The 13,101-nt window shown below is 58.5% G+C and carries 10 protein-coding genes; 2 read left to right on the top strand and 8 right to left on the bottom strand.

Translation table 11 applies throughout. The features are described 5' to 3' along the window. Window positions 1–55: 55 nt before the first annotated feature. From RGV06_RS04910 to RGV06_RS04945, 8 genes are all read right to left on the bottom strand, one after another. Window positions 56–2,398 (bottom strand): TonB-dependent siderophore receptor, encoded by a 2,343-nt coding sequence (locus RGV06_RS04910; protein WP_322151835.1) that lies wholly within the window; start codon window positions 2,396–2,398, stop codon window positions 56–58. A 228-nt stretch (window positions 2,399–2,626) separates the two neighbouring features. Then, window positions 2,627–3,604 (bottom strand): FecR family protein, encoded by a 978-nt coding sequence (locus tag RGV06_RS04915; RefSeq protein ID WP_322149505.1) that lies wholly within the window; start codon window positions 3,602–3,604, stop codon window positions 2,627–2,629. 23 nt (window positions 3,605–3,627) lie between these two features. Beyond that, complete coding sequence (locus RGV06_RS04920) at window positions 3,628–4,122, bottom strand: sigma-70 family RNA polymerase sigma factor (RefSeq protein ID WP_019828462.1); 495 nt, start codon at window positions 4,120–4,122, stop codon at window positions 3,628–3,630. An 84-nt stretch (window positions 4,123–4,206) separates the two neighbouring features. Further along, window positions 4,207–5,526: an MFS transporter gene (locus tag RGV06_RS04925; protein ID WP_019828463.1), complete on the bottom strand. Its 1,320-nt coding sequence runs from the start codon at window positions 5,524–5,526 to the stop codon at window positions 4,207–4,209. Window positions 5,527–5,727: 201 nt separating this feature from the next. Continuing rightward, window positions 5,728–7,158, bottom strand: a complete 1,431-nt coding sequence (locus RGV06_RS04930) for an efflux transporter outer membrane subunit (RefSeq protein WP_198822157.1) — start codon at window positions 7,156–7,158, stop codon at window positions 5,728–5,730. Beyond that, window positions 7,155–8,219 carry an HlyD family secretion protein gene (locus RGV06_RS04935; RefSeq protein WP_019828466.1) on the bottom strand — a complete coding sequence of 355 codons (1,065 nt, stop codon included), beginning with the start codon at window positions 8,217–8,219 and terminating at the stop codon, window positions 7,155–7,157. Before RGV06_RS04935 ends, RGV06_RS04930 begins: the two co-directional genes overlap by 4 nt. Then, on the bottom strand, window positions 8,216–9,748 hold the full coding sequence (locus RGV06_RS04940) for an MFS transporter (protein ID WP_046808629.1): 1,533 nt from the start codon (window positions 9,746–9,748) through the stop codon (window positions 8,216–8,218). The genes RGV06_RS04935 and RGV06_RS04940 overlap by 4 nt, the downstream gene beginning before the upstream one ends. A gap of 199 nt (window positions 9,749–9,947) precedes the next feature. Next, window positions 9,948–10,856: a LysR family transcriptional regulator gene (locus RGV06_RS04945; RefSeq protein ID WP_019828469.1), complete on the bottom strand. Its 909-nt coding sequence runs from the start codon at window positions 10,854–10,856 to the stop codon at window positions 9,948–9,950. Between the two features lie 317 nt (window positions 10,857–11,173). Between RGV06_RS04945 and RGV06_RS04950 the strand changes: the two genes are divergently transcribed. Next, on the top strand, window positions 11,174–12,274 hold the full coding sequence (locus RGV06_RS04950; RefSeq protein ID WP_322149506.1) for an FUSC family protein: 1,101 nt from the start codon (window positions 11,174–11,176) through the stop codon (window positions 12,272–12,274). Between the two features lie 489 nt (window positions 12,275–12,763). Next, entirely contained in the window at window positions 12,764–13,066 is a 303-nt protein-coding gene (locus tag RGV06_RS04955) for an urease subunit gamma (RefSeq protein ID WP_016781195.1), read from the top strand. Window positions 13,067–13,101: the final 35 nt, after the last annotated feature.

Here is a 13,101-nt window from a genome sequence, read left to right on the forward strand (position 1 = left end):
GCGCCTCGCAGGCAAACCCGCACCCACAGGTCCGGCAGTACCTGTGTTGAGGCGCTTAGAAACCTACACTCGCCTGCACAAAGAACGTACGCGGCTCACCCAGGTAAATCCCTGAGTTGTTGTCGCTGGAACGGGTGTAGTACTCCTGGTTCAGCAGGTTCTTGATCCCCGCCCCCACCTTCAAATTCGACGCTTCAGGGCCGAAATCGTAGCCAACACGGGTGCTCCAGGTCGCATAGCCCGGTATGTCCCCATACTGGCCATCCGGTGTCGGATCAGTGATGTACACACCGCCAGTGCCGGGCGCGTGCTGCTGGGACTGGGCAAACATGTCCAGGTTATAGGTCCAGCGATTGACCACATAACGCGCACCCAGGTTTACCACCTGGCGGGAATACAGCGGCAGGTCACGCCCCTTGAAGTTCGGAATGTCACCCTCGGAAGTCGCCTTGGTGTAAGTGAAGCCCGCATTCACCGACAAGCCTTCAAGGCGTGCGTCCAGAGCCGACAGGTCGTAATGAACCGAAGTTTCCAGGCCCTGGTGCTTGGTTGCCCCCAGGTTGGTCCAGCCCACGTCATTACTCACGTATTGCAGCTCATCGGCAAAATCGATGTAGAACAGCGTCACTTCACCGCCCCACACGCCATTGTCGTAGCGCGTACCCAGCTCGTAGGTTTTGGCCTTTTCAGGGCGCAGGCCTGCCGCTGTCGCATCGCCGACACCGCCCTGCCCCAGCTGGAAGTATTGCAGGCTGCCGAACGAGGTTTCGTAGTTGGCAAACAGCTTCCAGGCGCCCGAGAGGTGATACATCACGCTCAGGGCCGGCAGGGCTTCGCTGCTGTCGATGCTGCGCTTCTTCTCAAGCACCGGCACACCGTTGTTTCCCAGTACCGGGCGGTCATGCCATTGGGTGCTGATGCGCTCGAAACGAATCCCCGGAGTCACCGTCCAGTTACCTACATCGATCTTGTCATCGATATAGAACGCGTTGGCCTCAGTGCCGCCCGTGCGATCCTGATACACATGACCATCGGCTCCTGGCCCCGGCACTGGCACGTTATTGACCAGCAAGACCTGGCTGGCCTCCTCGTGCATCGCTTCTTTGAGATAGCGATAGCCCACACCCACTTCCTGCGTCACGGGCCCCAGCGTAAACACATGGGACACCCGTGGCTCGATGCCAAACGTGTGATAACTGCGCGGATACGAGGCCAGGGTCTGCAAGTTACGTGCGGCAATAGTGCTGCCACGAAAGCTGTCGGTGTAATACGTCAGGACTTCAAACTGGGTCTGGTCGTCAATCTGGCGCAGGTACTTGAAAGACACGTCCTTGCGCCGCCCGGTGAAGCTGTCGTAGTCGCGCACCGACTGATACGGATCGGCATCGAACTGCTTCTGGGTCAGGCCACCGGGCATGTCCGCTGTGGCATCGTAATAATGAAAGTTGAGGGTGAAGTCATCCTGATCGGTGGGCGCCCAGTGGGTTTTAAGCAACACGTCATCAATATTGTTGTCATTGTTGCGCGCCCGATAGCCATCCCCCTTGACCCCCGAGTACAGCAGCGCGGCACCGATGCCGTTGTCTGCCGTGCCGCCCAGAAACGCCGATTCAATGTGCTTCCAGCCACCGCGTTCGGAGGTCTCCAGGGTAGTACCCACTTCGCCCTGGAAGGTTTCAGGAATGGCCCGGGTGACGAAATTGATCACCCCGCCCACGTTTTGCGGCCCATAGCGCACCGAACCGGCACCGCGTACCACGTCAATGCTGTCCAGGTTGCCCGACGAAATCGGAGCCATCGACAATTGTGGCTGGCCGTAGGGCGCGAACGCCGCAGGGATGCCGTCGATCAATACGGTGGAGCGCGGCGACAGCCGTGAAGTCAAACCGCGTACGCCTACGTTCAGCGAAATATCGCTGCCGCCAGTGCCGTTGGACTCCTGCACCTGCACCCCGGGAATGCGCTTGAGCGCGTCACTGACGTTCATGGTGCCCTGCTCGACCATGGCCTCGCGGCGTACCACCGTCCGGGCGCCCGGATGATTCTGCACCACCGCGTCATTGGCATCGCTCAGCCAGTTACCGACCACTTTCACATCCACCGGTCCCAGTTCCAGGGGTCCGGAAGGTGCGGCACTGACGGTGGGCGCAGCACTCAGGGTCACGGCATCGCCGTCCAGCGTGTAGCTCAGGCCACTGCCTTGCAGCAACTGCGCCAGGGCTTGCTCGGGTGACAGGTTGCCGTCGACCGCAAGCGCCAGTTTGCCCGCCACAAGTTGCGGGCTGAAAAACACCTGCAACGAGGTCTGTTGAGCCAACTGGCTCAGTGCGGCACCCAAGGGCTGCGACTGAATATGGACAGCACTCGACGGGGATTGTGCGGCAAACGCACAGGGCATCGCCGCATTGACCGCCAGGGCCAACGCCAGCGGCAACAAGCGCGTGCGGGGAAGAGAAGCTGGAGTGCTCAAAGGTGTTTCAAGCGAGGAAAGTCGCCCACGATGATTGTTGTTTTTCACGTCGAGTCTTGCCCTGTGGATCGCACTTGAGTGCGACTGTTAATGCAAACCAGTTGCAGTTGATCAAGAAGACGAAGAACTCGAAAAAAACCTGAATTGATTACCCAATTATTTTCTGGCGATGATTTCCTGACTGCCGTCTGACCGTGCCCGGACAGCGACTGGAAGGATCTGTGGCAAGGCCTTGAGCAGCGCATCGGTGTCATCGGTTTTAAACACGCTGGACAGCCGCAGCCGGGCGATCGCAGGCGAGGTCACGTGCACAGGCTTGTCGCGATAACGGGACACTTGTGCCGCCACTTCACCCAGGGTGGCATCCTCGAACACCAGTTGTCCCTTGCGCCAGGCGGTCAACACCCGGGTGTTGACCGCCTGCACGGCAGCCACCTGCCCCTGCGCGTCCACAACAGTCCCCTGCCCCGCCGTCAGGTTGGCCACTGCGTGCGGGTTGGCACCTTGCACCCGAACATGCCCGGACTCCACCGCAACCCGTGCCTGATCGCCCTCGCGCAACACGTCAAAACGCGTACCGGTCACTGTCACCTGTCCGGCACCGGCCTGAACCACAAACGGCCTGTCAGCGTCGCGGGCCACGCTGAACATTCCCTCGCCCTGCTGCAACTCGACATTGCGCTGGCCACGCTCGAAATTGATTCGTACGCGGCTGCGGCCGTTGAGTTCAATGGATGATCCATCGGGCAGGTTCACTGTGCGCCGCTCACCTGTCGCCGTGGCAAACTCGGCCTGGTAGCCCGCTGACGATTGCAGCTGCATCCACAGGCCCGCCCCGGCCGCTATTGCCACAACACTCGCAGCCAGCCCGTAAGCCAGAAACGAGCGACGCCCCAACCTTGGCGCAGGCACTTCGCACAACGCCTGCAATCGCGCCTTGGGCAACAGGTCTGCGGCCGACCACATGCTGGCCAACCACTGGTATTCCGCCTCATGGCTGGCGTGTTGCGTACGCCACGCCTCAAATTCGGCCTGCTCGACCACGCTCAGGGTGTGCGCTTGCACCCGCGCAAACCAGGTTGCGGCGGCGGCGCGCACATTCGCGCTGCCACATGCACAGTCAGGCGTATCCATCACGCAATCCTTTACCGATGTCATCACGCAGACCCCACACGTTCACGCAGATGGCGCAGGGTGCGGATCATATACTTTTCCACCATGTTCTTGGACAGCCCCAGGCGCTCTGCAATCTCTGCCTGGGTGAGGCCTTCGATCTTCTGCCAGACAAAGACCCTGCGACAATTGAGCGGTAGCTCCAGCAATGCCCTTTCAACCGACTCAGCCAACTGCAGAGCACGCATGTACTGCTCCGGATCACCGGTTTCGGACGAGCCTGAAGGAACGCCCGCCTGCTCCTTGGCAGCGCGCAGTTCTTCACGGCGAAAACCGTCCACCGCGATATTGCGGGCTGTCTGGTGCAAATACGCACGCGGCTGCTCGACCGCATCCACATTGGATTCGAGCACGCGGACAAAAGTGTCATGGGCGAGGTCTTGAGCCTGCTGTCGGTTGCGCAGGCGCCGGGTCCAGGTTCCGATCAACTCTTCGTAATGGTCAAAGAAGCCCGTTTTACGGGGCACTTTCTGAGTCATCGCAGGGGACTACACAGGTGGGGCGCGAATAGTAATGCTTCCTATTAAAGCCAGCAATCACTGCGATGACAGATGGTCAAACCCTTACATCTCGGCCTTGGCTAACAAGCGTTTCTCGACTTGAGTGGCACCGCTGGAACCATAGCGCCGGGCCGTGAGCAACCCGACCACTCCCATCACCCCGCAGAACGCCACGCACACCCACGGACTCCACGGCATCAACGCGATCAGCAGCAACGGCGTGGTGCTGGCCCAGAGTGCGTAGGCGATGTTGTAGGTAAACGAAATGCCCGAGACGCGGATCGGCGCAGGAAACAGGCCAACCATCACCGAAGGCACCACCCCGACAATCCCGCAGGTCAAACCGGCGAATGCGTACGCCAGCCCGGGCAATGCCCACTCCCCTACCAGACTGGCGTACAACAGGCCGATACCCAGTGGCAGCAAAACGCTGTACAGCGCAATGCTGCGCCAGACGCCGATACGGTCGACGATCAGACCGGCCAGCACACAACCGATATTCAAAAACACGATGCCCAGGCTGCTCAACGCAAAGGTGTGACTGGCAGTCATGCCAAAGCGTTGCTGCATCACGGTCGGCGTAATCACCACAAACACCACCACGGCGCTAGTAAGAACGCAGGTCAGCAACGCAGCCGGCAGCAAAGACCCACGGTGATCACGCAAAACCGTGCGCAACGGGAACTCTGCGCGGCCTTCCTTGCGCTCGCGCAAGGCCAAAAACACCGGGGTTTCACTGAGCCAGCGACGCAGCCACACGCCAATCACACCGAACACGCCACCGAGCAGGAACGGAAAGCGCCAGGCGTAATCAAGGATTTCTGCTGGTGTGAACATCTGGGCGAGCAGCGTCGCGGTCAAGGCCCCGATCAAGTAGCCGAAGGTCAGCCCGGCTTGCAAGAAGCCCAGGGCAAAGCCCCTGCGACCGGCCGGTGCATGCTCGGCCACAAATACCCAGGCACTGGGCACCTCCCCCCCTACCGCCGCGCCCTGAAGGATGCGCAGGGCCAACAGAATCAGCGGCGCGAAATAACCGATATCGGCGTAAGTGGGCATGATCCCGATCAGCAGACAAGGCAGCGCCATCATCAGGATGCTCAGGCTGAACACCCGCTTGCGCCCCAGGTGGTCGGCAAAATGCGCCATCAGAATCCCGCCCAATGGGCGGGCCAGATAACCCGTCACAAAAATCCCGAAGCTCTGCAGCAAGCGCAGCCATTCGGGCATGTCCGGCGGAAAAAACAGCTGGCTGAGGGTCAGGGCAAAGAATACGAAAATGATGAAATCGTAAATTTCCAGCGCCCCGCCCAGGGCCGCAAGGCCCAGGGTTCTATAGTCGGAACGGGAAAAACGCACCGTTGTGGCTTGAGTATCAGCAGACATAAATAGGCTCAATGTTAACTGGACACGCCTATGTTGGCGCTTGCGGTCGAGGGCGCGAGCATAGCAAATCCTGTAGAAACCACTGGCATAACCTGTGGGAGCGGGCTGGCTTGGGATGCGAACTGCTCGGTGTGACTGAGTCACCAAAGCGCGGCCATCGCGAGCAAGCCCGCTCCCACATAGGCCCCCGCCCCCAGGCAACTACCCCTGCCACCCTCCACCCAATGCCCCAAACACATCCACCAGCGACAGCGACACCTGGGCGGTGCTGTCGACCAGCGCTGCTTCGTTGGCCAGCAGCACGTTTTGAACGGTCAATACGTTCAGAAAGTCCACCGTACCCTGGGTGTACTGTTGATGGACGCTATCCAGCGCACGCTGGCTATGCACCACCGCCTGCTGCAGGCTGTCACGACGACGCTGGTTGGCCTGATACGCCACCAGTGCATCGTCCACCTCATGCCAGGCCCGCAATACGGTTTTTTGATAGGCAATGCCGGCCTCTTGCTGACGCCCTTCCTGCAATTGCAACGCACCCTGCAAACGTCCACCCTCAAACACCGGCACGCTCAACCCCGGCCCGAACGCAAAACTGCGCGAGCCCCAGCTGCCCAGATCTGACAGTTGCATGGCTTGCATCCCCAGGCTTCCAGACAAGGTAATACGTGGATAAAAGTCCGCCTTGGCCATACCGATAGCAGCCGTGGCTGCATGCAATTGTGCCTCGGCACGGCGGATATCGGGGCGTCGCTGCGCCAACTCGCTCGGCAAGCCAATCGGTACATCCGCGCCATAGGCCGGCACGGGCGCCGCTACGTTCAATTGCTGCTGCAAGGCCCTTGGTTCACGAGCCACCAGCATGCTCAGAGCATTGATCAATTGCGCACTACGCTGCTGCAACGGCGCCATGCGCGCTTCGATCTCGGCTACCTGAGCGGCGGCTTCCGACACTTGCAAGTCAGTGGCTACGCCCTCTTTGAGCTGCAATTGAGTCAGCTCCAGACTACGGCGGGCGATCTGCAGGTTTTGCTCCACCACCGCCAGTGCCTGCTGCGTACCACGCAGCTGAATATAGTGCTGCGCGGTCTGCACGATCACCAGCAACTGCACCCCGTGACGATCCTCTGCCGCCACTTGCACTGATGCATCAGCCGCTTCCACCGAACGCTTGACCCTGCCCCACAAGTCCGCTTCCCAGCTAAAACCCAGGCCACCATTCCACAGATTGAACGCCTGCTTGCCGCTGTGCCCCGAAGGGTCATTCAAGCCCACCTGACTGTTACGGCTGCGACTGTAACTGGCCGTACCGTCCACCTCAGGCAAGGTGTCGGCGTTTATTTGACGGCGTATCGCAAGGCTTTGCTCCAGGCGACTGGCCGCCAGTTGCACATCAAAGTTGCTCTGCTGCGCCTCGCGCACCAATGCCGACAGCTGACGATCGCCAAAAGTGTCCCACCAACGCGGGTCGATTGCTGACTCGAGCGTCCCGCTATGCCCCGCTTCGGTGGCCACGGGCGCCCAGTTTTTTGCAATCTTGGGCACGGGCGCCTGGAAGTCCGGACCTACCACGCAACCACTCAGACTCAACACGCTGTAACAGGCCACAGCCCAGATCAATGCAGTGTTTTTCATCGTGCGCTGACCTGTTGATCGTGCGCTGTGGCCGTGTCGATAGATGCATCTACCGACATCCCGAGGCGCAATTGGCTGGCCAGTAACTGCCCTTGATCCAGGGTGACTTTCACCGCTATGCGCTGCGCCACCTTGGTGAAGTTGCCCGTTGCGTTATCCGGGGCAATGGCCGAGAACGTCACACCGGTAGCCGGAGCAATACTGTCGACGGTGCCTTGCAGGGTCTGGCCGGGGAAACTGTCAACCTTGATCGTCACACGTTGCCCGGCCTGCATGTGGGTCAGCTGATGCTCTAGAAAGTTGGCAACGACAAAGGCGTCCGCCAACGGTACAACCGCCAGCACGGTATCCCCGGGCTTGACGTAAGCGCCAAGACGCACGCTGCGCCGCCCTACAACGCCGTCAAAAGGTGCCGTCAGTTGGGTGTGGGACAAGTCCAGCTCGGCCCGTGCTTGCAAGGCCTCGGCATAGTCCACCGACGCTTGCGCCGCGGTGGCCTGGGCGGCCAGCACACGGGTTTGCTGACGGGCAGCTTCCATGGCGGCCTTGTGCTGGGCCAACTCGGCCCGGGCGGTCAGCGAACGATTTTTCGCCTGCTGGGAGTTCTGCAATGTTCCCGCCCCCTGCCCCGCCAGATGTTGATAGCGCTGCAACTCATGTTCGGCAAACTCCACCTGCGCCAGGTCCGCATCGACCGTGGCCTTGGCCTGTTCGATCAGCGAGCGTTGACGCTCAAGCATCGCCAGTGCATTGGCCTGCTGCGCCCGAGCGCTTGCCACGCTGGCTTGCGCCGCTTGCACGGCAGCCTGATAGTCCTGAGGATCGATCCGCGCCAACAACTGCCCGGCCTTGACCGGCTGGTTGTCCTGCACCAGCACTTCGTCGATAAACCCTGCGACTTTAGGCGCGATCAAAGTGTAATCGGCGCTGACAAACGCATCATTGGTGCTCTGCACTGCACCCGATCCGAAAACCAGCCGCCACAACCCGTACAGCACAATAACTGCCACCAGACCCACGCCGACCATGACCAAAGGCTTGCGCCCGCTTGTTGTACTCATTTCACTGCTCCAACAGGTGTGCCCGGCGCGTAGATCCGCGTGGGGCCAAAAGGGATTAACACAATCAATAGAAGCGCCAAGGCGGCCATGTACAGATAGAGGTCGGCAGACGTCAGCACCACCGCCTGCTGATGAACCCGATGCGCCAGATCTGCCCCGGTACTGACCAGCGGCGAGTTACCCAGGCGATCGAGCAACATCGTTGAATGGAAGTGCTCGCGGTTGAGCGTCAACACACCCAGCACACTGCCCGCGGCAACCGCTGAAAAGCCTTTGACAGTGTTGAACCAGGCCGATGCAAACGGGCCGTCAGCCGGGTTCAGGCCGCCCGTGGCGAGCATCAACAACGGAATTACTGCCATGGGCTGTGCGATGATTTGAATCGCCTGCAACCCGTAGAAATTCTCGCGACTCCACATTGAGGTCACCTGCGAACCGAGGCCGCACGCCAGCGCCAACAGCGCCAGACCAATGGCCAGTACCCAGCGGCAGTCAACCCAGCGCAGGTTGCACAGCGCGACCACCAGCGGCAGCGCAATCAACTGTGGCAACGCCACCAGCAACATGACCGGAGCGGTTTCAAGGGGACGGTAACCCTGCACCTGAGCCAGATAACTGGAAGGGATCTTGATCACCGCCAACAACACAAACAGCACCCCGCCCAACGTCAGCAGGGCATGAGCCAGGTTGCGGATTTTCAACAGTTGCAACTTGAAAAACGGCAGCGGATGCGACCATTCATTAATAAAAAACAACACCATCAGCGCGGTGCCGCCGACAATAAAAAACTGAATCATCGGCGACTCGAACCAGTTCAGCCGCTGGCCCAGTTCCAGGCCCAGCACCAGCATGATCAGGCCCGGCAAGCCAAGCAGCAGACCTCGCCAGTCAAACTGCTTGAAACGCTCCAGCCGCAATGGGTCCTGGGGCAAACCCCAGGCCACACAAGCCATCGACAACAGACCCAGCGGGATGATTTGCCAGAACGCCCACTGCCACCCGGCGTACTCCACCCACCAGGCAGACAGCGGCGTACCAAAACTGGGGCCAAAGGTCGCGGTCAGCGCATAACTGCCCAGCCCGTATAGACGAATGCCCGGCGGCAAAAACCGTAGTGCCACCGACATCAGCATTGGCGGCAGGGCGCCACCGGCAAACCCTTGCAAAGTGCGCAGCAACATCAGCACATCGACATTAGGCGCAAACGGGCAGAGGATGCCCAACAGCAAAAAAGCACCGATGGCACACAAGGTAAATCGTCGCAAAGAGAAGGTTGCCGCGCACCAGGGCGCGAAAGCCATGGCACTGATGGACGTGGCCGAATACACCGCCAGCAACCAGGTACTTTCGTCAAAACCGATGCCCATTGCCCCACGAATATCGGGCATGGCCACCTTGGTTACATTCTCGTTGAAACCCGATACCAGCACCGCCAGCAACACGCCCAGCAGACCCGTAAAAATCCGCAGCCCAAATGCCGTGCTGATGGCGGGTGCCGGGGTGGTTGCACCTGCAACCAGCGCAGTCACACCCCTGCTCCAGACGCCAGACTGCGCCCATGATCAAACCGCCAGTACATGGCTGACTCCGTCGTCTTTATAGATGACAGAAAGTTTAATCAGCTTGCATTGCTATAAAAATTGATAAATAGCTAACTGTGGAGTGCGTCAGACGCAATTATTGCGGATGCCAACTTTTGCCGGTATTCGCTGACGAAGGGATGAGCGCTCAAACCACTGCGTTATCGCAGAAAGTCTTGAGGGTTCGACGCAGCCAGCGGTGGGCATGGTCGTTGTCCAGGCGCGGGTGCCAGGCCTGAACGATTTCAACCGGCTGCAACTGGATCGGCAACTCGAACGGACGCAATTTAAGGCCCAGTGGTTCAAGGGTTTTAAGCAGCACCTGGGGCATCAACGGCAGAATCAGGTCGGCGCCAGCCAGCGCAAAGATCGCCGAGTAGAAGGTCGGCGTAGTGAATGACACCCGACGCTCCAGCCCCTGTTCAGCCAGCACCACATCAATCGGCCCCCGGGCATGGCCCCGGCGGGACACACTGATATGGTCATACCCGGCAAAGCGTCGGGGTGTAATGGGCTGGTCGAAGATGGGATGACCTTCCCGTGCCAGCCCTACAAACGGGCAAGTGAACAGCTTTTGAACCTTGATATCCGAGCTGAAGCGGTTAGTGGCGCAGATGGTGAGGTCAATACGCCCTTCATTAAGCGCTTCATCATCGGTAAAACCTTCCGGCACGACCCGCAAGGTGGCCTTGGGCATTTCCAGGGCTATTTGCTGGCGTAAAGCGGCACCATACACGCCAAAAAATACGTCGTTGGCGCGAATGCTGAACGTGCGCTCCAGCTCACGCAAATCACTGTTCTGGCTTTGAGTGAAGATCCCGTGGGCCAACTCAACCACACCGCGTACCTGTTCACGCAATTCCAGCGCCCTGGGTGTGGGCACAAGCCCACGGCCGGAACGCACCAAAATAGGGTCATTCAAGACTTCACGGATTCGGGTCAAGGTGCGGCTCATGGCCGGAGCGCTCAGGTTCATGCGCCGGGCAGCGCCCACCACAGAGCCCTCTTCGAGCAAGACATTCAAGGCAACCAGCAGATTCAAGTCAGGTATTTGCATGCCTTAAAGGGTATCGGGTAACGCATGTCATGCCTAGCCGGCTCGTAATGCACCATTATTGCGCATCAGGTAAAACAGTTTCGCTCACACTTAGCTAGCTAACTAAGAGTGACATTGATACATTGCCGCCCGTCAGGTTGATGCCTGACGCTCTCTTTGGTTGAGATTTTTGGCCATTACCGGATCCCCATGATGGTAATGGCCTTTTTTACGCCTGCCATTTCTCCCCCGCCCCAAAGTAGAGCCATCCTGAGTGGTGGAGCCACCCATCCTGAACTACGCTGGCAGCCCAATCCATTACAACGATTGGGGACTCTATGCAGCTGGGCAAAAAGATTTCAAATCTGGAAAAACTGGCCTGCAAATACAACCACTGGATCCATGCCACCCGTATCAGTCTGGCGTTCCTGATTACCTTCGTTGTCATTCGTTACTTCAAGCTCGACGGCGCCTCCTATGCCCTGATCACCATGCTCATCGTGATGGGGCCGCAGCCTTATTGGGGTAATGTCTCGTCACGAGCCGTGCAACGTACCGGTGGCACCATCATTGGTGCGCTGTCGGGGCTCGTGGGTTTGTACCTGGAAACCTACTCGTTTTCCCTCATGCTGTTGTGGTCCGGCGTCCTGATGTTCATCGCAGGCTACCTGACGCTGGGCAAGCATCCTTATATGGCCCTGCTGATCGGCGCAACGCTGGCAGTGGTCAGTTGCGCGCCGCCCAATGACATGGAGTCCGCACTCACCCGCAGTGGTTACGTACTGGCAGGTTCGATACTGGCCATGCTTTACACCAGCATTTACCCGTTAAGGGCCTACACCGATCTGCGGATCAAACTCAGTGCAAGTCTGGGCAAGATCAACGAACTGTATTCGGCGTACTTTTCCCCCCGGATCGCCGAGCGGCCCGATCTGGAGGATGAGCTGAAGGATGAGTTGGACACGATCATCAAGTTGCGCAGCTATATCGCTCCCGCCAGCAAAGAGACCAAACTCAAGCCACACGTGTTCGAGGCAGTGCAAACCCTGCACCGCAACATGCTGGCGACCATGAGCCTGATGATCGATGCATACTGGTCTTCACGCGAAAGCCATCTGCTGATTGAGAGCGAACCGGCATTGAGCGACCTCCACCACCTGATCCCGCAAGCGCTCGAATCACTCCAGAACAAGCTGACCCTGGGCATTTCAAACAACCAGATCAGTGGCGAACTGCGGCAAAAAACCCACGACCTGCATGAACTTGTGCTCAAGAGTCTTGATGGCAAGATCAGCGAAACACCCTTTTATGCCTATGTGTGGCTGAGCCTGGAAATGCTCAGGCAACTGACCGAACTCAATGATCAACTGCACAGCGCACTCTATCCGAACCCCCACAAGCACTTGTTTAAAAACGACAAGCTGGCGGATCAGAAATAACCTCATGGCAGCTGCCTGAATGGTGAATTCGCAGGGTCTCATGCAAGAATTATGACGCTTGCATAAGGCCCTATTAATCCAATGCTCTTGACCCATTTAGATGACTTAACGCACAAAAGATGAGGATTTTTCGGACTCTAAAAATGCGTATTTAGCTATAAACACCAGCCAAAAAAGCAAATAAAAAATATGTAATTTATTGTTTTAAAACAATAAAAATAAAAATCAGCCAATTCCAGACTCTGTCAACACCCTGTTACCACCCTACAGCCTCACCTGGCCTGCCGAGAATTATGGTCTAGGCTCTGCTCGCACCCGTATTAATGGATTTGAACGGTTGAGCCCATGAAACGACCACCTGCACCCAAAAACCACTCAAACCTCAACCAGCCTTTGCACGGTCCCGACGTGTGGAGTGTTTTGCATGCGCGCACGCCTGACACGCACTCCAGAACTTTAATTCTTACCGCACTGTAGATAGGAGGGCTTATGCAGCTCACCCCCAGAGAAGTCGAAAAGCTGATGGTTTACACCCTCTCGGACGTCGCATTCCGGCGCAAGGCTCGCGGCTTGAAATTGAACTATCCAGAGGCTGTTTCAATTATCACCGTGACCGCACTGGAAGGCGCGCGAGACGGCAAGTCAGTTGAAGATGTGATGACCGAGGCCAGCAAAGTGCTGACCAAAGATGACGTGATGGAAGGTGTCAGCGACCTGATTCCCAACGTTCAGGTCGAAGCGATTTTCACCGACGGCAGCCGTCTGGTCACGGTCCATGACCCGATCAAGTAACCGCCTGTTCCAAACCCGGTTAACGCAAAACTTTC

The sequence above is a fragment of the Pseudomonas sp. CCI3.1 genome, from assembly GCF_034313985.1.
Classification (GTDB): domain Bacteria; phylum Pseudomonadota; class Gammaproteobacteria; order Pseudomonadales; family Pseudomonadaceae; genus Aquipseudomonas; species Aquipseudomonas psychrophila.

Excerpts from the sequence above, each read along its gene's own strand:
- RGV06_RS04910 (WP_322151835.1), bottom strand. The coding sequence starts at position 2,398 with ATGCCCTGTGCGTTTGCCGCACAATCCCCGTCGAGTGCTGTCCATATT.
- RGV06_RS04915 (WP_322149505.1), bottom strand. The coding sequence starts at position 3,604 with ATGGATACGCCTGACTGTGCATGTGGCAGCGCGAATGTGCGCGCCGCC.
- RGV06_RS04920 (WP_019828462.1), bottom strand. The coding sequence starts at position 4,122 with ATGACTCAGAAAGTGCCCCGTAAAACGGGCTTCTTTGACCATTACGAA.
- RGV06_RS04925 (WP_019828463.1), bottom strand. The coding sequence starts at position 5,526 with ATGTCTGCTGATACTCAAGCCACAACGGTGCGTTTTTCCCGTTCCGAC.
- RGV06_RS04930 (WP_198822157.1), bottom strand. The coding sequence starts at position 7,158 with ATGAAAAACACTGCATTGATCTGGGCTGTGGCCTGTTACAGCGTGTTG.
- RGV06_RS04935 (WP_019828466.1), bottom strand. The coding sequence starts at position 8,219 with ATGAGTACAACAAGCGGGCGCAAGCCTTTGGTCATGGTCGGCGTGGGT.
- RGV06_RS04945 (WP_019828469.1), bottom strand. The coding sequence starts at position 10,856 with ATGCAAATACCTGACTTGAATCTGCTGGTTGCCTTGAATGTCTTGCTC.
- RGV06_RS04950 (WP_322149506.1), top strand. The coding sequence starts at position 11,174 with ATGCAGCTGGGCAAAAAGATTTCAAATCTGGAAAAACTGGCCTGCAAA.
- RGV06_RS04955 (WP_016781195.1), top strand. The coding sequence starts at position 12,764 with ATGCAGCTCACCCCCAGAGAAGTCGAAAAGCTGATGGTTTACACCCTC.